The 22,622-nt window shown below is 68.2% G+C and carries 19 protein-coding genes; 9 read left to right on the top strand and 10 right to left on the bottom strand.

Features of this window, described 5'->3' with window-relative positions; all coding sequences use genetic code 11:
- Positions 1–124 precede the first annotated feature (124 nt).
- The 3 genes from chvE to mmsB all read left to right on the top strand — a co-directional run bounded on the left by chvE (position 125) and on the right by mmsB (position 4,056).
- Positions 125–1,189: a multiple monosaccharide ABC transporter substrate-binding protein gene (gene chvE / locus KHC28_RS07650; protein ID WP_214007753.1), complete on the top strand. Its 1,065-nt coding sequence runs from the start codon at positions 125–127 to the stop codon at positions 1,187–1,189.
- Between the two features lie 90 nt (positions 1,190–1,279).
- Positions 1,280–2,872, top strand: a complete 1,593-nt coding sequence (gene mmsA / locus KHC28_RS07645; RefSeq protein ID WP_214007752.1) for a multiple monosaccharide ABC transporter ATP-binding protein — start codon at positions 1,280–1,282, stop codon at positions 2,870–2,872.
- Complete coding sequence (mmsB, locus tag KHC28_RS07640) at positions 2,869–4,056, top strand: multiple monosaccharide ABC transporter permease (RefSeq protein WP_214007751.1); 1,188 nt, start codon at positions 2,869–2,871, stop codon at positions 4,054–4,056. The genes mmsA and mmsB overlap by 4 nt, the downstream gene beginning before the upstream one ends.
- 189 nt (positions 4,057–4,245) lie before the next feature.
- Here the strand turns inward: mmsB and KHC28_RS07635 are convergent, their stop codons facing one another.
- From KHC28_RS07635 to KHC28_RS07600, 8 genes are all read right to left on the bottom strand, one after another.
- Positions 4,246–5,397, bottom strand: a complete 1,152-nt coding sequence (locus KHC28_RS07635; RefSeq protein ID WP_214007750.1) for an alpha-hydroxy acid oxidase — start codon at positions 5,395–5,397, stop codon at positions 4,246–4,248.
- An 87-nt stretch (positions 5,398–5,484) separates the two neighbouring features.
- Entirely contained in the window at positions 5,485–6,786 is a 1,302-nt protein-coding gene (locus tag KHC28_RS07630; protein WP_214007749.1) for a hypothetical protein, read from the bottom strand.
- The gene (locus KHC28_RS07625; RefSeq protein ID WP_214007748.1) at positions 6,783–7,805 is read right to left on the bottom strand and encodes a zinc-dependent alcohol dehydrogenase; all 1,023 of its coding nucleotides are present in this window, start codon (positions 7,803–7,805) and stop codon (positions 6,783–6,785) included. The genes KHC28_RS07630 and KHC28_RS07625 overlap by 4 nt, the downstream gene beginning before the upstream one ends.
- A gap of 3 nt (positions 7,806–7,808) precedes the next feature.
- Complete coding sequence (hisD, locus tag KHC28_RS07620) at positions 7,809–9,134, bottom strand: histidinol dehydrogenase (RefSeq protein ID WP_214007747.1); 1,326 nt, start codon at positions 9,132–9,134, stop codon at positions 7,809–7,811.
- 117 nt (positions 9,135–9,251) lie between these two features.
- On the bottom strand, positions 9,252–10,055 hold the full coding sequence (locus KHC28_RS07615) for an SDR family NAD(P)-dependent oxidoreductase (protein ID WP_214007746.1): 804 nt from the start codon (positions 10,053–10,055) through the stop codon (positions 9,252–9,254).
- Positions 10,056–10,097: 42 nt separating this feature from the next.
- The gene (locus KHC28_RS07610; RefSeq protein WP_214007745.1) at positions 10,098–10,937 is read right to left on the bottom strand and encodes an ABC transporter ATP-binding protein; all 840 of its coding nucleotides are present in this window, start codon (positions 10,935–10,937) and stop codon (positions 10,098–10,100) included.
- 11 nt (positions 10,938–10,948) lie between these two features.
- Entirely contained in the window at positions 10,949–11,752 is an 804-nt protein-coding gene (locus tag KHC28_RS07605) for an ABC transporter permease (RefSeq protein ID WP_214007744.1), read from the bottom strand.
- A 97-nt stretch (positions 11,753–11,849) separates the two neighbouring features.
- Positions 11,850–12,836, bottom strand: coding sequence for an ABC transporter substrate-binding protein (locus KHC28_RS07600; RefSeq protein ID WP_214007743.1), 987 nt, complete (start codon positions 12,834–12,836; stop codon positions 11,850–11,852).
- 525 nt (positions 12,837–13,361) lie between these two features.
- Between KHC28_RS07600 and KHC28_RS07595 the strand changes: the two genes are divergently transcribed.
- From KHC28_RS07595 to KHC28_RS07585, 3 genes are all read left to right on the top strand, one after another.
- On the top strand, positions 13,362–13,754 hold the full coding sequence (locus tag KHC28_RS07595) for a RidA family protein (RefSeq protein WP_246564495.1): 393 nt from the start codon (positions 13,362–13,364) through the stop codon (positions 13,752–13,754).
- A gap of 109 nt (positions 13,755–13,863) precedes the next feature.
- Positions 13,864–14,970, top strand: a complete 1,107-nt coding sequence (locus tag KHC28_RS07590) for a YeiH family protein (RefSeq protein ID WP_246564493.1) — start codon at positions 13,864–13,866, stop codon at positions 14,968–14,970.
- 19 nt (positions 14,971–14,989) lie between these two features.
- The gene (locus KHC28_RS07585; protein WP_214007742.1) at positions 14,990–15,880 is read left to right on the top strand and encodes a LysR family transcriptional regulator; all 891 of its coding nucleotides are present in this window, start codon (positions 14,990–14,992) and stop codon (positions 15,878–15,880) included.
- A 120-nt stretch (positions 15,881–16,000) separates the two neighbouring features.
- Here the strand turns inward: KHC28_RS07585 and KHC28_RS07580 are convergent, their stop codons facing one another.
- Complete coding sequence (locus KHC28_RS07580) at positions 16,001–16,474, bottom strand: Lrp/AsnC family transcriptional regulator (protein ID WP_214007741.1); 474 nt, start codon at positions 16,472–16,474, stop codon at positions 16,001–16,003.
- 139 nt (positions 16,475–16,613) lie between these two features.
- Between KHC28_RS07580 and KHC28_RS07575 the strand changes: the two genes are divergently transcribed.
- Positions 16,614–19,034, top strand: a complete 2,421-nt coding sequence (locus KHC28_RS07575; protein ID WP_214007740.1) for a thiamine pyrophosphate-binding protein — start codon at positions 16,614–16,616, stop codon at positions 19,032–19,034.
- A 19-nt stretch (positions 19,035–19,053) separates the two neighbouring features.
- Here the strand turns inward: KHC28_RS07575 and KHC28_RS07570 are convergent, their stop codons facing one another.
- Positions 19,054–19,983: a DMT family transporter gene (locus KHC28_RS07570; RefSeq protein WP_214007739.1), complete on the bottom strand. Its 930-nt coding sequence runs from the start codon at positions 19,981–19,983 to the stop codon at positions 19,054–19,056.
- Between the two features lie 392 nt (positions 19,984–20,375).
- Here KHC28_RS07570 and KHC28_RS07565 point away from each other — a divergent pair, with 392 nt between their 5' ends.
- Complete coding sequence (locus tag KHC28_RS07565; protein WP_214007738.1) at positions 20,376–21,614, top strand: MFS transporter; 1,239 nt, start codon at positions 20,376–20,378, stop codon at positions 21,612–21,614.
- A gap of 236 nt (positions 21,615–21,850) precedes the next feature.
- On the top strand, positions 21,851–22,333 hold the full coding sequence (locus tag KHC28_RS07560) for a hypothetical protein (protein ID WP_214007737.1): 483 nt from the start codon (positions 21,851–21,853) through the stop codon (positions 22,331–22,333).
- Positions 22,334–22,622: the final 289 nt, after the last annotated feature.

Here is a 22,622-nt window from a genome sequence, read left to right as displayed (position 1 = left end):
AGAGCTTGCGCGCCTCGCGGTGAGGCGCGGCTGACGTCGCGCGCGGCGACGGACCCGGTGTCCGCTCGCCGCCAAGAACACGGCACGCGAAAACGCGGCCATCCAATCCAAATGGGAGACCGAGATGAAACGCCTGACCACGACGCTTTCCGCCTTCGCCCTCGGGGCGCTGATGTTCGCCGGTGCCGCCTCCGCCCAGGAGAAGGCGACCGTCGGCATCGCCATGCCCACCAAGTCCTCCGCCCGCTGGATCGCCGACGGCGACAACATGGTGAAGGTGCTGAAGGAGCGCGGCTACAACACCGACCTGCAATATGCCGAGGACGACATCCCCAACCAGCTCTCGCAGATCGAGAACATGGTGACCAAGGGCGCCAAGGTGCTGGTGATCGCCTCCATCGACGGCACCACCCTGTCCGATGTGCTGAAGCAGGCCGCCGACAAGGGCATCAAGGTCATCGCCTATGACCGGCTGATCCGCGAGACGCCGAATGTCGACTACTACGCGACCTTCGACAATTTCCAGGTCGGCGTGCTGCAGGCGCAGTCGCTGCTGAAGGGCCTCGGCTATCCCGAGAACAAGGGGCCGTTCAACATCGAGCTGTTCGGCGGCTCGCCGGACGACAACAACGCGTATTTCTTCTACGACGGCGCCATGTCGGTGCTGAAGCCGCTGATCGACAACGGCACGCTGAAGGTCGCCTCCGGCCAGATGGGCATGGACAAGGTGTCCACCCTGCGCTGGGACGGCGCCACCGCCCAGGCCCGCATGGACAACCTCTTGAGCGCCTATTACTCGGACAAGAAGCTCGACGGCGTGCTCTCGCCCTATGACGGGCTGTCGATCGGCATCCTGTCCTCGGTCAAGGGCGTCGGCTACGGCTCGGGCGGCATGAAGATGCCGGTCGTCACCGGTCAGGACGCCGAGGTGCCCTCGGTGAAGTCGATGCTGGCCGGCGAGCAGTATTCCTCGATCTTCAAGGACACCCGCGAGCTCGCCAAGGTGACCGCCGACATGGTCGACGCCTCGCTGTCGGGCAAGACGGTGACGGTGAACGACACCAAGACGTACAATAACGGCAAGAAGGTCGTGCCGTCCTACCTGCTGAAGCCGGTGGTGGTCGACAAGAGCAACTGGGAACCGGTGCTGGTCGGTTCGGGCTACTACAAGCAGAACCAGATCAACTGAGGCGACCCAGAGCCTCCCGTCAACCCAGAGGCTCCCGCGCCGGCGGTTCGATCCCGTCCGGCGCGGGGTCTGTTCGAGAGGAAGCGGCTCATGAACGCCCTTCTGGAAATGCGCGGCATCAGCAAGAACTTCACCGGGGTGAAGGCGCTGAGCGGCGTGGATCTCACCGTCGAGCCGGGCGAGATCCACGCGCTGGTCGGCGAGAACGGCGCCGGCAAGTCGACCCTGATGAAGGTGCTGAGCGGGGTGCACCCGCACGGCTCCTATGAGGGCGCCATCCTGTTCGACGGCGAGGAGCGGCGCTTCCGCGACGTCAACGATTCCGAGGCGCTCGGCATCATCATCATCCATCAGGAGCTCGCGCTTATCCCGCTGATGTCGATCGCCGAGAACATCTTCCTCACCGATCCGCCGGCACGCTTCGGCGTCATCGATCGCGGCGCCGTGCACCGCCGGTCGAAGGAACTGCTCGCCAAGGTCGGGCTCGACGAGGCGCCGGACACGTTGATCACCAATATCGGCGTCGGCAAGCAGCAGCTGGTCGAGATCGCCAAGGCGCTGTCGAAGAAGGTGCGCCTGCTCATCCTCGACGAGCCGACCGCCAGCCTGTCGGAGAAGGACAGCGCCGCGCTGCTCGACCTCCTCCTGGAGTTCAAGGCGCAGGGCATCGCCTCCATCCTGATCTCGCACAAGCTGAACGAGGTCTCGAAGGTCGCCGACCGCATCACCGTGCTGCGCGACGGGCGCACCGTCGACACCATGGACTGCTCCGAAGGCGCGGTGGAGGAGGATCGCATCATCCGCAAGATGGTCGACCGCGACCTCGAGCATCGCTACCCGAAGCGTGAGCCGCATATCGGCGACACCATCTTCAGGGTGAGCGACTGGTCGGTGTTCCATCCGCAGCACGCCGACCGGCAGATGATCCGCAATGTCGATTTCGAGGTGAAGCGCGGCGAGATCGTCGGCATTGCCGGGCTGATGGGCGCCGGGCGCACCGAATTCGCCATGAGCATCTTCGGGCGCAGCTATGGCCAGAAGATCACCGGCCGGGCCGAGATCGAAGGCCGCGAGGCCGACCTCTCCACCGTGCGCCGCGCAGTGGATGCCGGCCTCGCCTATGTCACCGAGGACCGCAAGCAGCTCGGCCTGCTGCTCGCCGACGACATCCGCAAGAACATCACTTTGGCGAACCTCGCCGCCGTCGCCTCGGCCAATGTGGTCGACGACGTGAAGGAGCTGAAGGTCGCCGCCGACTATCGCACCCGGATGCGCATCCGCAGCCACAGCGTCTATCAGGAGACCGGCAAGCTCTCCGGCGGCAACCAGCAGAAGGTGGTGCTGTCGAAATGGCTGTTCACCGACCCGAAGGTGCTGATCCTCGACGAGCCGACGCGCGGCATCGACGTCGGCGCGAAATATGAAATCTACTGCATCATCAACGAGCTGGCCGATGCCGGCAAAGGCGTGATCGTCATCTCCTCGGAGATGCCGGAACTGATCGGCATCTGCGACCGCATCTGCGTGATGAACGAGGGCGCTTTCGTCGGCGAGTTCCTGGGGTCCGAGGCCACGCAGGAGAAGATCATGCGTGCCATCATGCGCCAGACCGACAAGGGCCCAGCCTTCTCGAGCCCTGCGCCCTCGAGCCCAGCCCTCTCGCGCGAAGGAGAACGTCCATGAGCGACGCCGCGCTGAAGGAAAAGCCGTCCCATGCCGGCTTCCTGAAGAATAATCTGCGCGAATACGGGATGATGCTCTCGCTGTTCGCCATCATGATCTTCTTCGAGGTGGTGACCAACGGCACGCTGCTGCGGCCGCTGAACCTCACCAACCTCGTGCTGCAGAACAGCTACATCGTCATCATGGCGCTGGGCATGCTCCTGGTCATCGTCACCGGCCATATCGACCTGTCGGTCGGCTCGGTGGCGGGCTTCGTCGGCGCGGTGGCGGCGGTGCTGATCGTCAAGCTGGGCGTGCCCTGGGTGCCGGCCACCCTCATCTGTCTTTTGCTCGGCGCCGCCATCGGCGCGGCGCAGGGCTATTGGGTGGCCTATTTCAAGATCCCGTCCTTCATCGTCACCCTGGCCGGCATGCTGGTGTTCAAGGGGCTGGCGCTGGCCATCCTGGCCGGCCAGTCGGTCGGCCCGTTCCCGGTCGAGTTCCAGAAGCTGTCCTCCGGCTTCATCCCCGAACTGGTCCCTGATGCCGGCACGCTCTACCCGACCTCGCTCGCCATCGGCGCGGTCCTGGCGCTGGCGCTGGTGTGGCAGAACTTTCGTGCCCGCGCCCGGCAGGAGAGCCACGGCATCGAGACCGAGCCCTACGGCTTCTTCATGCTGAAGAACGCGGTGTTCTTCGCGGTGATCGTCTATTTCGCCTATCTGATCGCCTCGCATCGCGGCCTGCCCAATGTGCTGGTCATCATGACGGCGCTGGTGGCGCTCTACGGATTCATGACCACCCGCACGGTGATCGGCCGGCAGATCTACGCGGTAGGCGGCAATGAGAAGGCGGCCAAGCTGTCGGGCATCAAGACCGAGCGGCTCACCTTCCTCACCTTCGTCAATATGGGCGTGCTCGCCGCGCTGGCCGGCCTCATCTTCGCCGCCCGCCTCAACACCGCGACCCCCAAGGCCGGGCTCGGTTTCGAGCTCGACGTCATCGCCGCCTGCTTCATTGGCGGCGCCTCGGCCTATGGCGGCGTCGGGCGGGTCGGCGGCGCGGTGATCGGCGCGCTCATCATGGGAGTGATGAACAACGGCATGTCGATCCTCGGCATCGGCATCGACTACCAGCAGGTGATCAAGGGCCTGGTGCTGCTCGGCGCCGTCTGCCTCGACGTCTACAACCAGAAGCGGGCGTAACAGGGGACCGGCTCGGCGCCGCCGGGCCGGTTTCTAGAACGTGCGCAGCGCCAGCGCCGCAGAACCTCCCTTCTAAAGAGTGCGCGGCGCCAGTGCCGCAGAACCTTCCTTCTAAAGAGTGCGTGGCGCCAGCGCCGCAGAACCTCCCTTCTAAAGAGTGCGCGGCGCCAGCGCCGCAGAACCTTCCTTCTAAAGAGTGCGCGGCGCCAGCGCCGCGCGCCCGCGTGCCTTCAACTGGTCCACCGAGGTCAGCCCCATCAAGGCGAGGGTGAGGCTCACCTCCTCGGCGAGATGGGCGAGGATGCGGGCGACGCCCTGTTCGCCGCCGGCGCCGAGCCCGTAGACATAGGCGCGGCCGAGCAGCACGCCGGACGCGCCGAGCGCCAGTGCCTTCACGATGTCCGCCCCGCGCCGCACGCCGCCGTCGAACAGCACCTCCATGGAGCCGTCGAGCGCATCGGTGATGGCCGGCAGCGCCGCGATGGTGGAGGAGGTGCTGTCGAGCTGCCGCCCGCCATGGTTGGAGACGACGATGGCATCCGCCCCCGCCGCCCGCGCTGTCAGCGCGTCCTCCGGCGACAGGATGCCCTTGAGCACCAGCCGGCCCTTCCAGCGTCCGCGCAGCCAGTCGACATCCTTCCACGACAGCCCGGTGTCGATGCGCCGCGACAAGTTTCCGGCCTGCTCCAGCACCCCCCGGCCGAATTCCGCCCGGTGCTTCACCGCGCCCACCTCCGGCATGCCGGCGCTGAGCATGTCGAGGCACCAGCGCGGCCGGGTCGCCAGTCGCAGCCCGAGCGCCGGGGTGATCCGCGTCAGTGCCCGGAAGCCGTTGCGCACGTCACGCTCGCGCACGCCGGTTATGGCGGTATCGACGGTGAGATACAGCGTGTCGACACCGGCGCCTTCCGCCTGGGCGAGCAGTTCGTCGCCGATGGCGCGGTCGCTCATCACATAGAGCTGGAAATGCAGCGGCCCGGAGGTGGCGGCGCGCAGCTCGCCCAGCGAGGCGATGGAGAAGGTGGACAGGCACAGCGGCACGCCGACCGCATGCGCCGCGCGCGCCGCCGCTATCTCGCCATGCCCGGCATAGAGGCCGAGGAACCCCACCGGCCCCGGCATGAAGGGCAGCGGATGGCGGGCACCGAGGAAATCGGTCGAGAGGTCGCGCACCGAGATGTCGTTGAGCACCCGCTGCACCAGCGTCCAGCGCTGGAAATCGGCGCGGTTGGCCCTGAGCGTGTCCTCGTTGAAGGAGCCGCCATCGACATAGTCGAAGAAGATCTTCGGCAGCCGGCGCTTGGCCGCCGCGCGGGCATCCTCGACATTGACGATGGTCATGGCTGCACTCCGGCGCTCATTGCTGTGCGTTCCTATAGGCCGCCGGCACCCGGCTTGTCGCGCTGGACCAAGGGCGAAGCCGGCGGCTCAGTCCCGCGCGGGATCGATGGCGTCGAGGAAGCGCGTCACCACATCCTCGCCGGCCACCGGCTCCGAGCCGACCATCACCGCCACCGACAGCCCGATCAGCGAGGAGACTGGTGTGTGCGAGCGGACCCCGGCGCGCAGATTCATCACCAGCGTCGGGCACAGGAACAGGCCGAGCCGGATCACCTCGCGCCAGTCCGCCGGCAGCAGGCCACGCGCCGCGAGGTCGGCGAGCAGCGGCCGCCAGACTTCCTGCGCCTTCACCTCCAGCAGCCCCTGCCGCACCGGCGACAGCGCCCAGTCGGTCTCGACGACGAGATGACCGGGCTCCAGTCGCGCGGACGCCGAGAACCGCTCGGTGGCCAGCGCCGGGTCGTAGAGCCAGAACGGATGCGCGAACACGTTGTGGAAGGTCGCCTTCACCTCGGCGAGCAGCGCCGGCACATTGGCGCCGGCGAAGGCCGGATCGAAGAAGGCGAGCTGCGCCGTCTCTCCCGCGCGGGTGAACCAGACATTGGCGTTGTGCGCGTCGCCATGGGCGACCACCCCGCCGGCATCGGCGAGGCGTTCCGGCCGCAGCCGCGCCGCGGCGGCGTCGAACAGCTCGCCGAGCGGGCGGGCATAGGCGGTGCCGTTGATGACGAAGCGCCGTGTCGCCAACTCGGCCCAGTCCAGCTCGACACCGGGAAAGGCGAAGGACTTGCCGACATAATAGTCGGCGAAACGCCCGCCGGGATAACGCCGCCCGCCCTCCGGCAGGCGGTCGACCAGCCGTTCGTGGAACAGCCGGTGGATCGGCTCGGCCACCGCCTCGTCAGTGGTGATCGGGTGCAGGCTGGCGCGATAGGTGGCTATGAGCCGCCGCGACAGCCCGCGCTCCGCCTCGATCGCGAGCTCCCGCATCGCCGCGTCATCGGCGAGGTCGAGCGCGCGCACCACATCGGAAAAGCGCGGCTCATTCCGGCGGCGATAGACCAGGATCTGCTCGCCCGGCTCGGTCGAGACATGCACGGGCTGGTCGACCGGCAGGCCGGCGCGGGCGAGGATGTCGGCGCGGTAATACTCGCCGGCCATCGCTTCCTCGCCCTCTTCCTGATGGAACTTGAAGAAGAAGGCGCCGCCCTCGGTGTCGAAGAAGCCGTTGAGCGAGTTGAGGCTGTACTGGTCGAGATTGATCCGCACATTCGTCGCCCGCAGCCCGAACAGATCGGCCAGCAGGCGTGCCAGCGGCGCTTCCGCCGTCTTCGGGTCGCGCGCCGCCAGCGCCCGCAATTCCGCGGTACGGCTGGGCGAGTGGCTCATGTCGGCACCCCATCGGGGCGGATGATGGTCTTGAGCCCGCTCGCCTCGCCGCGGATCAGCCGCTGATAGGCGTCGGGCACCGCGTCGAGGCCGATCTGCCGGTCGACCAGCCGGACGAGATCGGCTTCCAGCCCGGCCAGCTGCGCCACTGCCGCCGGCAGCTCGTCGGTGAAGGCGTGGCAGCCGATCATGGTCAGCTCGCGCTCGACCAGGAGATTCGGGTCGATGTCGAGCGTGCCGTGGAAGATGCCGACCAGTGCCACCCGTCCGCCGCCCTCCAGCACGCCGATGAGATGGGCGAGCGCGGCGGTGGAGCCGGTCGCCTCGATGGCGGCGGCGGGTAGCACGCCGCCGAGCACGGCGCGGATCTCGCCGGCATCGAGCGCCACCGCCGTCGCACCGGTTACCTCCGCCACCCGCGCGGCGCGGGCGGCATTGCGGTCGGCGACCAGGATCGGCCCGTCATGGCGGCGCGCCAGCACCAGCGCGGCGAGGCCGCCGATCGGCCCGCAGCCGAGCACCAGCACCGGTTCGTCGGGCTGCGGCCTGAGCCGCTTCACCGCGTGCAGCGCCACCGCCAGCGGCTCGGCCATCGCCGCCACCGCCGGGTCGACCTCCGGCGCCACCGCCAGCAGGAGGCGCGCCGGCAGCACGATCTCCTGCGCGAAACCGCCATCGCAGGCCTCGCCGACGAAGCCCAGCTTCTCGCACAGGTGATGCCGCCCATCCCGGCAGGCGGCGCAGTCGCCGCACCAGAAGCGCGAATCCGCCACCACCGTGTCACCGGTGGCAAAGCCGGTCACGTCGGCGCCGATCTCGGTCACCACTCCGGCCAGCTCATGCCCGGCGATGGAGGGCGCGCGGCTGATCCACTGCCCGGTGCGGAAATTATGGATGTCGGAGCCGCAAATGCCGGCCGCCGTCACCTTCAGCCGCACCCAGCCGGGTTCGGGCGAGCCGGGCGCCGGCACCTCCTCGACGCGCAGATCGCCGGCACCATGCAGCCGCACCGCTTTCATCGGTCAGCCCTTCAGCAGCTGGTCGCGCAGCTCGGAAACCGCGTTCTCGTGGCTGGAGAAGCCCTCATAGCGGGCGAGGCGGCGGGCATGGCCGGCGAATTCGGGATAGGCCGAGGCGGTGACGTAGCCGATGGAGGAGCGCTTGAGGAAATCCGTCACCGAGAGCGGCCCATAGGTGCGTGCCCAGCGGCTGGTCGGCAGCACGGCGTTCGGGCCGAGCACGAAATTGGCGATGGTCACCGGCGTGTGCGGCCCCATCAGCACTTCCGCTGCCTCGGTGATGCGGCCGAGATGCGCGAACGGATCGGTGGAGAGGATCTCCAGATGCTCCGGCGCATAGGCGTTGATGAAATCGATGCTCTCCTCGACCGAAGAGGTCAGCACGATGCCCCCGCTCTTGCCGGTCAGCACCGCCTTGGAGAACGCCACCCGCTGCTCCGTCATCCGCGCCCAGTGCTCGGGCAGCGCCTTCAGCGCGGCTTCCGCCACCTCGCGCGAATGGGTGACGAGATAGGCCGAGGAGTCCGGCCCGTGCTCGGCTTCGATCAAGAGGTCGAGCGCTGCCACCGCGCCGTTCACCGTGCCGTCGGCGAAGATGATCGCCTCGGAGGGGCCGGCGGGAAGGCCGGTGTCGATGATGCCGGACAGAAGCCGCTTGGCGGCCACCAGCCAGGGGGAGCCCGGCCCGACGATCTTGAGCGCCTTGCCCACCGTCTGCGTGCCATAGGTGACCGCAGCTACCGCCTGCGCGCCGCCGCATTTGTACACCGTCTCCACTCCGGCGAGCCGCGCCGCCACCAGCGTCGCCGCGTCGACCCCGCCATCGGCGGTCGGCGGGGTGACGATGGCGATGTCCGGTACCTTGGCGACGCTGGCCGGCACCGCCGTCATCATCGTCACCGAGGGAAAGGCGCCCTTGCCGCGCGGCACATAGAGCGCGACGGACTGGATCGGCGTCCAGCGGTCGCCGGCGAAGGCGCCGGGGCGCACTTCCTTCAGCCACATCGGCTCCGGCGCCTGCTCCTCGTGGAAGGTGCGGATGTTGGAGATGCCGAAACGGATGGATTCGATCACTTCCGGTTCCACCGCCTTGAAGGCGGCGTCGAACTCGGCCTCGGTCACCTTGATGCGGTCGGCGGCGAGATCGGCCTTGTCGAGCTCGCGGCCGAAGCGGGCCAGCGCGTCGTCGCCTTCCAGCCGCACCGCCTCGATGATCGGGCGCACCTTGTCGATGAAGCCGGAAAGGTCGGTCTCCGAGCGCTTCAGCAGTGCTGCGCGGGCCTCCGCGTCGAGGGTGGCGAGTTCGTGGAGATTGCAGGTGTCCGACATGGCCGTTCCTTCGGGATCACGCCTCATTCGGACGGAATATGTATAGCCATATTCACGCAACCGGGAGGCCAAACTTTTCGCGTCGCTGCCTGATTCCTGAGCGGTGCGGCGCCGGGGTCAGATCGAGGCGAGATAGCCGCCATCCACCGGCAGGCACTGGCCGGTGACATAGGCGGAGGCCGGCGAGGCGAGGAAGATCGCCGCCCCGGCGAGGTCGCCGAGCTCGCCGAACCGCCCCTGCGGTATCTTGCCGAGCATCGCCGTCTGCCAGGCGTCATTGGCATAGAACACGTCGGTCATGTCGGTGCGGAAATAGCCGGGTGCGATGGCGTTGACGCGGATGCCGAGGCTCGCCCATTCCGCCGCCAGCGCCCGCGTCATGCCGAGCAGGCCGGATTTCGACGAGCCATAGGGCACCGCCGTCGGGACACCGACCTCGGAGGTCAGCGAGCACAGATTGATGATGGCGCCGCCATGGTTCGCGGCCTTCATCGCCCGCGCCGCCGCCTGCGCGCAGAAGAACGCGCCCTTGAGGTTGGTGTCGAGGATGCGGTCCCAGAGTTCCTCCTCGACGTCCAGCGAGGGGCACACCTGCTCGATGCCGGCATTGTTGACGAGGATGTCGAGCCCGCCCAGCGCCTCGGCGGCTTCCGCCACGCCGGCGCGGCAGCGTGCGGCATCGGTCACGTCGATCTCTACCGGCAGGGCGCGCCGGCCGGTGGCCTCGATCTCGGCGGCGGTATCGGCGAGTGCGGCGCGCGAACGGGCGGCGATGGCGACATCGGCGCCGACGGAGGCGAGCGCCACGGCGAGCATCCGGCCGATGCCGCGGCTGGCGCCGGTCACCAGCGCCTTGCGGTCGGTCAGTTCGAACAGCGAAAGCCAGTTCGTCGCGGAGGCTGTTGTCGTCGCGGGGGGCATCGGTGCGGGCGTCATTACAGAGGCTGCTCTTCGGCGACGGACCTAGTGCTCGTCGTCGTCCTTGATCTCGTTCTTCAGTAGTTCGAGGATATGCCGCTTCACCGCGATGAACTCCGGGTCCATCACCATGTCGAGCGCGCGCGGGCGGGGGATGTCGACCACCACCTCCTCCTTGAGGCGGCCGGGGCGGGCGGTCATCACATAGATGCGGTCGCCGAGCAGGATCGCCTCGTCGATGTCGTGGGTGACGAACAGCACCGTCTTCTTGTGCTGTTCCCACACCCGCAGCAGCAGCTTCTGCATCGAGTGGCGGGTCTGGCTGTCCAGCGCGCCGAAGGGCTCGTCCATGAGCAGGATCTTCGGATCGTTGGCGAGCGCGCGGGCGATGGCGACGCGCTGCATCATGCCGCCGGAGAGCTGCTTGGGGTAGGCGTCGTGGAAGGCGGCGAGGCCGGTCTCGTTGAGGTAGCGGTTGACGATGTCGTCGCGCTCGGCCGCCGGCACCTTGCGGCGCTTCAACCCGAACTCGACATTCTCGCGCACGGTGAGCCAGGGGAACAGCGTGTAGCTCTGGAACACCATGCCGCGGTCCGGCCCCGGCCCGTCGACTTCCTCGTTGCCGAGCAGGATGCGGCCGGAGGTCGGCTCGTTCAGCCCGGCGACGAGATAGAGCAGGCTCGACTTGCCGCAGCCCGACGGGCCGACGATCACCGCGAACTGGTTGTCCGGCACGTCGATGGAGATGTTGTCGATGGCGACGACGGTCTTGCCCTGCCGCGTGGTATATTCGAGCCGCACATCCTCGATGCGCAGACGCGGGGCACTCGGCGTGGCCGGTATCGTGGCGGCGGAAACCTCGCGCAGGGCGGTCACGGCGGTCATGGTCGGCTCCTTCAGTTCGCCCACGCCACCAGCCGCATGCGCAGCAGCCGGAACACGAGGTCGGTGAGCAGGCCGAGAATGCCGATCACCGCGATGGCGAGGAAAATGACGTCGACCTGGAAGCCGCGCATCGCCTTCATGGAGATGTAGCCGAGGCCGGAGGAGGCGGCGACCAGCTCGGCGACGACGAGATAGGTCCAGGCCCAGCCCATGGTGACGCGCAGCGTGTCGATCACGCCGGGCATGGCCGCGGGGGTCAGAACGTGCAGCAGCGCGTCGCGCCGTGTGGCGCCGAGCGTGTAGGAGGCGTTGATGAGGTCCTTCTGCACCCCGCGCGAGACGTCGGCGATCATGACCAGCTGCTGGAAGAAGGTGCCGAAGAAGATCACCATGATCCGCTGCTCGATGCCGATGCCGATCCACAGGATGAACAGCGGCACGAAGGAGGTCACGGGCAAATAGCGGATGAAGTTCACCAGCGGCTCGAGGCCGGCCTGCACCACGCGGAAGGTGCCCATCAACAGGCCGAGCGGCACGGCGATGATCGAGGAGATCACGAAGCCGATCACCACCACCTTCACGCTGGCCCAGATGTGCTGGCCGAGCGTGCCGTCCTCGAACAGCCGGAAGAAGGCGCCGATCACGGCGGAGGGCGAGGGCAGGAAGATGTCCTGCATGAAGCCGCCATAGGTGGCGATCGACCAGGCACCGAGCACCAGCACCCACATCAGCGTCGAGACCGCGAAGCGCAGGCCGGTGGGAATCTCGGCTTTCGGCGTCAGGCAGAGATCGACGAGGGAGCGCTTGCGGGCCATGCGGTGTCACCGTCCGAAGAGGGGCGGGACGCGGCGTCGGCCGCGTCCCGGAAGGTCAGGAAAGGCACGTCACTGGGTGCAGGTCACTGAGTGCACGTCACTGGGTGAACGACGAGTCGATGATCTCGTCATAGGTGACCGGCTTCTTGATCTTGCCGAGGTCGGACCAGATCTCGTTGCCGAGCTTGATGACGTCGGCGGCCGGGCCAGGCTTCGCCGCCGTGCCGAAATATTCGATGGTCATCGCCTTGTCGTAGAACTTCACGCCGGAGGCGGCGTCGGCGAAGTCCTTCGGCTCCTTCAGGTAGCCGCCCACGCCCTTGGCCATGATCTCATAGGCCTTGTCGGGGTTGGTCTTGATGTAGTCGACGGCCTTCTGCAGGCCGGCGATGAAGCCCTTCACGTCGGCCGGACGGTCCTTCAGCACCGAGCAGGAGAATTCCAGCACGTCGATGATGACGCCCGGCGTGGCGGCGCTGTCGGTCAGCACCTTGCCGACATTCTTGGTCTTCACCAGGGTGAGGTTCGGCTCCCAGGTCACGGCGGCCGGCACTTGGCCGGCGATGAAGGCGGCGGCGGCGGCGTCGGCGCTCATGTTGAGCACCTCGACGTCCTTCAGCGGGATGCCGCCCTTCTTCATCAGGTAGGAGAACCAGAACTGCGAGGTGGAGCCCTCGTTCATCGCCACCGTCTTGCCCTTGAGGTCGGCGAGCGAGTTGATCTCCTTCAGCGAGACCATGCCATCGCCGCCATGGCTCTCGTCGAACAGCGCCACCGCCTTGAAGCAGAAGTCCGGCGAACGGTACTTCAGGATCTCGTCCAGCGTGGTGGCGGTGCCGTCCAGCTTGCCGGCGGCCTGGGCGGCCATGGCGAGGGCGGAATCGTCGACCACCTGGAAGTCGGCGTCGACGCCGTTCTCCTTGAAGAAGCCGAGCTCCTTGGCGAGGTAGAGCGGGCCGTAGCCGACCCAGATCGTGTGGCCGATGGAGATCTTGCCGGCGGCGGCGGGCTGCGCCGCGGCGGCCGCCAGGACCGCCCCGGTGAGCGCGCCGGCAAGGCACCGGCGGAAGATTTTGGTCATCATGCTGCGTCTCCCTGCGGTGCCGTCCGGGTTGGTCCGGCCCATCGTGCTGCCTGCCTTCGCCACGTGGCTTTCTGCGGATAAAGCGTGGCGATCCGGGGCTGTGCCCCTCTGGAAAGTGTCTATTCTTAGTACCGCAAAACTGTTTTCAAGACAGATAGTTAGCTTATCAGGGCGAGGATTTCGGCTTCGCCCTGAGGCTCGAAAAACGCTATACAAATTCGAAATGTCAGGCACGCCTGTTTTTTGAGCAGGTGTCGCCCTTTTCTTGGGTCCCCACGGGGGTGGGCCGCAGCCCTGCCGGGCGCTGCGTTGCTTCACTTTTCCGCCCGCCCCGGCGCCGCCTCAACCGGCCGGCCGTCGCGCCGGATGCACGTATTCCGCGCAGGTCTCCGGGGCCTGCGCGCGAACTGTCCTTCGGGAAGTTGGAGCTGCTCGTCATCGGCGTGCGGCCCCGCGCTTGCATCGGCGCGGTGCATCGCCGGCCGGTTCGTCCGCCGCGGCGCCTTTTGGTCCGGAGTCCCTCGCATGTCCGCCCTGTTCCACATGATCGCCGGTGGCCCGAAGCCGGTGGCGCCGTTCAGCCACGCCGTCGAATGCGACGGCTTCGTCTTCGTCACCGGCCAGATGCCGGATACCCCGGCGGCGCCGGGCGTGCTGCCGGAGGGCGTCGCGGCACAGACCCGCAACGTCATGGAGAATCTGCGTCTCGTTCTCGCCGGGCTCGGCCTCGGCTTCGAGCATGTGGTCTGCGCCCGCGCCTTCCTCACCGAGTTTCATGAGGACTACGCCGTCTTCAACGAGACCTATCGCAGCTATTTCCCGGAAGGTCGGTTGCCGGCCCGCACCTGCGTCGGCGTCACCGGCCTCGCCTATGGTGCGCGGGTGGAGATTGACTTCGTCGCCCATCGTGGCGCTTGATCGTTCGATTTTAACGAACGAAATGATCCAAATAATGCGTTGGATCGATTGATCTGAGTTTGCGATCAAAGGCCATCGCCGGAATGTCCGGCATCGGGGAGATCCGGTGATGGCCGCTCGTTCGCATGCCGCCCAGCATTCCGCCCCCATGGTTGGGCTCGTCCGCGCCGCCGATCGCGCCGCGCCGGCGATCCGGTCCGCCGCCGCCGCGCCGCTGCTCGCGCTGTGGCCGGGCCTTGCCCTTACCGCCGCCATCGCCGCCGCCGCCTTCGGCCTGCGCCAGCTGCCCTATCTGGGCGGGCTCAGCCCGATGATCCTGGCCATCCTCATCGGCATGGTCGCGCACAATGTCCTCGGCACCCCGGCCCGCGCCCGGCCCGGCGTCGCCTTCGCCATGCGCCGCGTCCTGCGCGCCGCCATCGTGCTGCTCGGCCTGCAGCTCACCGCCGCCCAGGTGGCGGAGGTCGGCGGCACCGGCGTCGCGGTGATCGCCCTCACCTTGGTCGCCACTTTCGTCTTCACCACCTGGCTCGGCCGGCTGATCGGCGTCGAGCGCGGCCTCGCCGAGCTGATCGCCGCCGGCACCTCGATCTGCGGCGCCTCGGCGGTGATCGCCACCAACACCGTCACCCGCGCCCCGGACGAGGACGTCGCCTATGCGGTGGCCTGCGTCACCGTGTTCGGCTCGATCGCCATGCTCGGCTACCCGCTGCTGGTCGGCGTGCTCGATCTGTCGCCGCATGCCTACGGCCTGTGGGCCGGCGCCTCGATCCACGAGATCGCCCAGGTGGTCGCCGCCGCCTATCAGGACGGCGCCGCCGCCGGCGAGTTCGGCACCATCGCCAAGCTGTCGCGGGTGATGCTGCTGGCGCCGGTGGTGATCGCGCTCGGCCTCATGGCCACCCGCCGGGCGCGCCGGCAAAGGGACGAGGTTGCCGGTGGCGAGGCCGGCGGCGCCCGCCCGCCCATGCCGTGGTTCGTGCTCGGCTTCCTCGGCATGGTGGCGCTGAACAGCCTGGTGACCCTCCCGGCGGAGCTGAAGTCGCACCTCGTCGTCGCCACCTCCTTCCTCTTGTCGATGGCGCTGGCGGCGATGGGGCTGGAGACCAGCCTCGCCAAGCTGAGGGCCAAGGGCATCCGGCCCTTCGCGCTCGGCTTCGCCGCCTTTGCCTTCATCGCCGGTTTCAGTCTTATGCTGGTGAAGATCACCGCATGAGCATCGGCGACGGACCGGAATGACCCTCGAACAGCTGCGCATCTTCGTCGCCGTCGCCGCGCGCCAGCATGTCACCAAGGGGGCGGCCGACCTCAATCTCACCCAGTCGGCCACCAGCGCTGCCATCGCGGCGCTGGAAGCGCGCTACGCCACCCGGCTGTTCGACCGCATCGGCCGGCGCATCGAGCTCACCGAGGCCGGCCGGCTGTTTCTCGTCGAGGCCAAGGCGGTGCTGGCGCAGGCGGCGGCGGCCGAGAAGGTGCTGGCCGATCTCTCCGGCCTCGCCCATGGCGCGCTCAGCCTCGCTGCCAGCCAGACCATCGCCGGCTACTGGCTGCCGCGACAGGTCGAGCGGTTCCGCGCCCGCCATCCCGGCATCTCGGTCGCCATTGCGGTCGGCAACACCGATTTCGTCGCCGGGCAGGTGCGGCTCGGCGATGCCGATCTCGGCTTTGCCGAGGGCGAGCTTGACGATGCCGCGCTGGCGGTGCTGCCGGTGGCTGAGGACGAGATGGTGCTGGTGACGCCGGTTACCCATCCCTGGGCCTGGCGCCCGCCGAGCGCGCCGGAGCAGCTGCTCGCGGGTCCCTGGGTGCTGCGCGAGCCGGGTTCGGGTACCCGCGCGGTTCTGGAGGCGCATCTCGCCGACCTCGGGCTAGCGGCGGAGCGGCTGAACGTCGCCTTGGAATACCCATCCAACGAGGCGGTGCGGGCGGCGGTGGAGGCCGGCAGCGGCGTCACCGTGCTGTCCCGCCGGGTGGCGGCGGCCGCCATCCGCGCCGGCACGCTCGCCGAGATCGCCTTCCCGCTGCCGCCGCGCCGTTTCCTCGCGCTGCGCCACAAGGAGCGCTACCGCACCCGGGCGGCGCAGGCCTTTCTCGACCTCGTCACGGAAGCCGAGGGCGACTAGAGCGTTTTCGAGCGAAGTGGAATCCGGTTCGCGTGAAGAAAACGCGTCGGAGCAAGACCCTGGAGCCTTTCCGGTTAACCGAAGTTCACCGGAAAGGCTCCAGACGCTGGCGAGGCTGGCTCACTCGCTGATCGGCAGCCCCTGCGCGTGCTTCACCTGTCCGAGCGCGAAGCTCGATTCGATCGAGGCGACGCCCTCCAGCCGGGTCAGAGTCCGCTTGAGGAAGGCCTCATAGGCCGGCAGGTCCTTCACCACGATGCGCAGCAGGTAGTCGCGCTGCCCGGTCATCAGGTAGCACTCGACGATCTCCGGCCAGCGCATGATCGCCTTGGCGAAGCGGTCGAGCTCCTCCTCGCGCTGGCGCTCCAGCTTGATCGAGGCGAAGACGCTGATCGGCAGCCCGACCTTGTCCTGGTCGATCACCGCGACATAGCGCTTGATCACCCCGGCCGCCTCCAGCTGGCGCACCCGCCGGGCGCAGGGCGAGGGCGACAGCCCGACCAGCGCGCTCAGCTGCTCCATGGTGGCGTGCGCGTCCGCCTGCAGCGCGGCGAGTATCCGGCGGTCGATGGCGTCGAGGGCGATCTCGGTCATATCCAGCCACGTCTGGCGCGATAATTGGCATATCCAGCCAATATGGCCCGCTTTCGTGCCCGAGAATAGCTGCAACCGTGCCGTGCGCGGGCGTACTGTCTTTTCTCGGCATGCCGGAAAGGGCACCCGGAGAGGGAACATGGCGACGCAACGGACGGAAGGCCGGGAGAACCCCCGGCAAGCGGCGGAATTGGAACTCGCGGAACTGGAGAAGAAGCTGCTCTGGCTGGCGACGTGGACCATCCACAACGCCAACCATGTCCGGCCGAATGTCGACGGGCTGAAGGTGGGCGGCCATCAGGCCTCTTCCGCCTCGCTCGCCACCATCATGGCGGCGCTTTACCTCAAGGCGCTGCGACCGGAGGACCGGGTGGCGGTGAAGCCGCATGCCAGCCCGGTGTTCCACGCCATCCAGTACCTGTTCGGCCACCAGAGCCGCGAGAAGCTGGAGAATTTCCGCGGCTACAAGGGCGCGCAGTCCTATCCCTCGCGCACCAAGGACGTCGACGACGTCGATTTCTCCACCGGCTCGGTCGGCCTCGGCGTCGCCCAGACGCTGTTCGCCTCGCTGGTGCAGGATTTTTTGCGCGCCAAGGATCTCGGTCACGGCCCGGAAGGCAAGATGGTCGCCCTGGTCGGCGATGCCGAGATGGACGAGGGCAACATCTTCGAGGCGCTGCTCGAAGGCTGGAAGCACGGGCTGCGCAATTGCTGGTGGGTGGTCGACTACAACCGCCAGAGCCTCGACGCGGTGGTGCGCGAGGGGCTGTGGCAGCGGCTCGAGCAGATCTTCCGCAATTTCGGCTGGGACGTCGTCATCCTGAAATACGGGTCGCTGCAGCAGGCCGCCTTCAGTGAACCGGGCGGGGAGGCGCTGCGCCGCTTCATCGACACCTGCCCGAACCAGCTCTATTCCGCCCTCACCTTCCAAGGCGGCAAGGCGTGGCGCAAGCGCCTTCTCGACGAGATCGGCGACCAGGGCGCGGTGACCGCGCTGATCGAGCGTCGCTCCGACGAGGAGCTGGCGCGGCTCATGACCAATCTCGGCGGCCACGACCTCGCCTCGCTCACCGCCGCCTTCGAGGCCGCGCGACAGCATGACCGGCCGGTCTGCTTCATCGCCTATACCATCAAAGGCTACGGCCTGCCGCTCGCCGGCCACAAGGACAATCACGCCGGCCTGATGACCCCGGCGCAGATGGAGGATTTTCGCGCCCGCCACGCCATCCGTCCCGGCCATGAATGGGAGCCGTTCGAGGGGCTCGCCCTGCCGGCCGAGCGGCTGAGGGCCTTCCTCGACGTCGCTCCATTCAACGCCAAGGGCGCCCGCCGCCACGAGGCGCCGGAGCTGGCGCTGCCGGCGCGCCTCGACGTCGCCTTGCAGCCGGCGATGTCGACCCAGCAGGGCTTCGGCCTGTTGATGCACGAGATCGCCAAGCGCGACGACGATTTCGCCGCCCGCGTCGTCACCACCTCGCCGGATGTGACGGTGTCCACCAATCTCGGCGCCTTCGTGAACCGGCGCGGACTGTTCGCCCGCGAATCCATGGCCGACACCTTCCGCAAGGAGCGCATTCCCTCGACCTTCAACTGGGAATTCTCGCCGAAGGGCCAGCACATGGAGCTCGGCATCGCCGAGATGAACCTGTTCCTGATGCTCTCGGCGCTCGGCCTGTCGCATTCGCTGTTCGGCGAGCGGCTGCTGCCGGTCGGCACGCTCTATGATCCGTTCATCGAGCGCGGCCTCGATGCGCTGAACTATGCCTGCTACCAGGATGCCCGCTTCCTCATTGCCGCCACGCCGTCGGGTGTGACGCTGGCGCCGGAGGGCGGCGCGCACCAGTCGATCGCCACGCCGCTGATCGGCATGGCGCAGGACGGGCTCGCCAGCTTCGAGCCGGCCTTCGTCGACGAACTCTCGGTCATCCTGCGCTTCGCCTTCGACTACATGCAGCGCTCCGGCCCGGCGACGCCCGAGGCGAACGGCCTCGCCGATGCGCAGGGCGGCGCCGCCTATCTGCGCCTGTCCACCCGCACCATCGAGCAGCCGCGCCGCGTCATGGACGAGGCGCTGGCCGCCGACATCGTCGCTGGCGGCTACTGGCTGCGCCGGCCGGGGCCGAACGCGCAGGTGGTCGTCGCCTATGCCGGCGCTCTGGCACCAGAGGCCATCGAGGCGGTCGGGCTGGTCGCCGAGGACCGCCGCGATGTCGGCCTGCTCGCCGTCACCTCCGCCGACCGGCTGCATGCCGGCTGGACCGGCGCCCAGCGGCTGCGCGAGAGCGGCGAGGCCGGGGAGGCGCATGTCGAGCGGTTGCTGGCCGAACTGCCGCCGCACTGCGCCCTCGTCACCGTCATCGATGGCCATCCGGCGACGCTCGGCTGGCTCGGCGCGGTGCACGGCCACCGGGTGCGGGCGCTCGGCGTCGAGCGTTTCGGCCAGACCGGCACGCTGGCCGATCTCTACCGCCATTACGGCATCGATGCCCAGGGCATCGTCCGCGCCGCGCAGGCGATGACCCCCGGCCGGCCGATCCGGCATCTGCGCGCGGTGGGGTGAGGCTGTGAGGTAAGGCGGCTCAGCGCCGCCCGCTCAGCACGATGGCGATGCTGCCGAGCACGACGGCGAGGCCGGCGAGCGACACCGGCGCGATCTCCTCGCCCAGCAGGATCCAGCCGAGCAGCACGCCGACGATCGGGTTCACATAGGCGAAGGTGGTGGCGATCACCGGGCTGAAGGCGCCGATCACCCTGATGTAGGACGTCAGTCCGATCACCGAGGCGAAGACGATCAGGAAGCCGAAGGCCAGCCATTGCCGCAGGCTCGGCATGTCCGGCAGCGGCGCGTGCTCGCCGGCGGCGATCACCGACAGCACCAGCGCCGCGGTGCACAGCTGCAGCGTCGCCGCCCATTCCGGCCGCACCCGCTGCATCAGCGGCCGCTGCACGATGGTGCCGAGCGACCAGCTCAGCCCGGCGCCGACCAGCAGCAACACGGTGAAGCCGGCATAGCCGGGCTCGATGATCGTCGCATGCGTGCCGATCAGCGTCGGCGCGACCACAAGGAAAAGTCCGCCGAGGCCCAGCGCCAGCCCCAGCAAGACCCGGCGCGTCGGCACCGTCCGCGCGATGACCAGTTCGAGCAGGCAGCTCCACAGCGGGATGGCGCCCATCGCCATGACGATGAAGCTGGAGGTGGCGTGGCGCGAGGCGAGCGTGGCGAGGCCGTTGCCGCCGACCCACATCAGCACGCCGCTGGCGGCGCAGAAGCCGATATCGCGCCGCGTCAGCCGCGGCACCCTCTTGGTGCGGGCGAGGGCCACCAGGCCGATCAGCAGCGTCGCCCCCCACATCCGCGTCGATTGCAGCTGCGGCACGGTGATCGCCGCCGGGCCGGAAATGCAGATCTTCACCGCCAGATAGGCGGCGCCCCACACCAGATAGATGGTGAGCAGGTGGCCATAGGCGGAGAGCGGGGGTGCCGGGCGGTCGGCGGCGGGAGAGGTCATGAGCGGGAGGTCATGCTGCGGAAGGGGCCTGTCATGGGTCTGCGCGAGACGGCTTCCGCCAGTGGTCCGCGCCCATACGCGCGGCCGGCCGCCCCGGGGAGTGGGGGCGGTACCGGGCATCGCGGGATAGGGCAATGCCGGCGGCCGGGCAACGAGGAGGGCACGGGCCGGATGGCGCCGCGCGAGGAGCCATCCCACACCCCGGCCGTCTCCGCAAATGCTGCTTGAGGATGACGCTGCGTCATTTCTCTGGCCGTTGCCATGCGGGGTGGCGCATGACACTGCGGAACGATCCATCTACTTTGCTGATGGCCGGCCGGAAAATTATTCGTTTCTGTCGCCCGCGACAGGGTTGTATCCCTGATGCTCCCTCTGGCCGCCGGGATGTCTCCATGTCCGCCTCCCCGATCACCGCTTCCGGCATGGCGCGGCGCGCGCCGCTCCTCATCGTGCTGTGCGGCTGCCTCATCGCCATGCTCACCTTCGGGCCGCGGGCGTCCTCCGGCATCTTCCTGTTGCCGATGACGCATGAATATGGCTGGGGGCGCGACACGTTCGGCCTCGCCATCGCCATCCAGAACCTGCTCTGGGGGCTGGGGACGCCCTTTGCCGGTGCCATCGCCGATCGCTACGGGGTCGCCCGCGTGCTGTGCGTCGGGGCGGTGCTCTACGCCGCCGGTCTCGCGATGATGGCCTATGCCTCGACGCCGGGCCTGCTGCATCTTTCCGCCGGCGTCATCGTCGGCTTCGGCCTGTCGGGCTGCTCGTTCAACATCGTGCTGGCCGCCTTCGGCAAGATGCTGCCGGACCGCTGGCGGCCGATGGCCTTCGGCGCCGGCACCGCCGCCGGCTCCTTCGGCCAGTTCCTGTTCCCGCCGCTCGCCAACGGCCTCATCGGTTCGGTCGGCTGGCAGGAGACGCTGATCCTATTCGGCGGCGCCATGCTGATGGTGATGCCACTGGCGGTGGCGCTGATGAGCCCGCCGCGCGTCGCGGTGGCGAACGCCGAGCCGAGGCAGACCATCGGCGCCGCGCTCGGCCAGGCCTTCCGCCATCCGAGCTATGTGTTCCTGGTGCTCGGCTTCTTCACCTGCGGCTTCCAGCTCGCCTTCGTCACCACCCATCTGCCGGCCTATCTCACCGATCGCGGTCTTTCCATCACCATTGGCGGCTGGACGCTGGCGGTGATCGGCCTCGCCAACATGGTGGGCTCGCTCTCCTCGGGCTGGATGTCGGCGCGCTTCTCCCGCCGGCTGCTGCTCGCCTGGATCTATTTCGCCCGCGGCGTGGTCATCATCGCCTTCATCCTGTTGCCGGCCAGCCCGGTCACCTCGATCGGCTTCGGCATCGCCATCGGGCTTTTGTGGCTGTCCACCGTGCCGCCGACCTCGGGGCTGGTGATGCTGATGTTTGGCACCCGCTACCTCGCCATGCTCTACGGCTTCGCCTTCTTCAGCCACCAGGTCGGTGGCTTCCTCGGCGTGTGGCTGGGCGGCCTGCTCTACGAGAAGCTCGGCTCCTACGACCTGGTCTGGTGGCTGTCGGTGGCGCTGTCCTTCGCCTCGGCGGTGATCAACCTGCCGATCGTCGAGCGTCCGGTGGCCGAGCGCCGCCATCCCGCGGCGGCCTAAACCCACTTACCGACGCGTTTCCCGGCTGTTAACCATCCCGGGCGCATGCTGCGTGCCGATGCGTCGAGGCGGATCGGCCATGCGCCGGCGTAGCATTCCTGCAACAGGTGCGGCGCCGCGTGATCCGCTACGGTGCCGGGTTCCGGCCCGGCCCTTGCGGGAGGCGGCGCTTGCGACGCATCGTGACTATGCGGTTCCCCGGGGCTTGGGGGCTCCATCTGTTGGGAAGGTCTCGGATGCGGATCACCACCGTTCTGCTGTCGGCTGCTGCGTTCACTGCCTGTGCGGCCGGAATGTCGCCGGACGCCTCGGCGGAGACGCTGACGCCGCAGGCGGCTGAGCGTTTCGTGATGGGGCGCACCTTCTCGTATAGCTGCTACGAGGGCACGGTCGGCTCCGGCCGGGTGCTGAAGGATGGCTCGGTGGCCGGCACCATCCAGGTGCGCGGCAAGGGCAATGCCCGCTATGTCACCCTGCCGGCCGGCACGGTGCAGACCTCGTCGGAGAAGGTCTGCGCCAAGCTGAAGGGCGTCGCCTTCCAGCCCTGCTTCGAGCTGGAGAAGACCGCGGGGGATGCCTTCCGTGGCAATCTCGCCGGCTTCGACCAGATGTGGTGCGAGTTCAAGCGTGGCGGCAGCGGCCGCACCCGGCTGGTGGAACGGGCGAGGAAGACCTCCGACACCGGCACCAAGACCGCACAGATCGACGGCGTTCACTGACCGAAGCCTTTCAATGATCCAGGATGGGTCTATCCAGGGCCGGTCTTGGCGCGCCTCGCTGGAAGCGTCCTGCGGCTGCGGTGCGTGTAGCCGCACCGAGGCAACCCGCTAGGCGGCCAGCCGTCTTTCGCGCGGTAAGGGCGGTGAGATTGTCTCCGGTGCGGGATGAAGCCTCGTCCCGCCAGCGCCAACCCAATCCCTGCTGCCCGAAGCACTGAAGCGGTCGTCAGGCGGCTTTGAGCTGGCAACGTCGGTGCGTCCGGTAAAGCGGCGCATCGGCTTTACATTG

It is taken from the genome of Ancylobacter sonchi (assembly GCF_018390695.1).
In the GTDB taxonomy this organism is placed as follows: Bacteria; Pseudomonadota; Alphaproteobacteria; order Rhizobiales; family Xanthobacteraceae; genus Ancylobacter; species Ancylobacter sonchi.
Note: the sequence above shows the minus strand (reverse complement) of the source record. Positions and strands in the feature narration are given on the sequence as shown.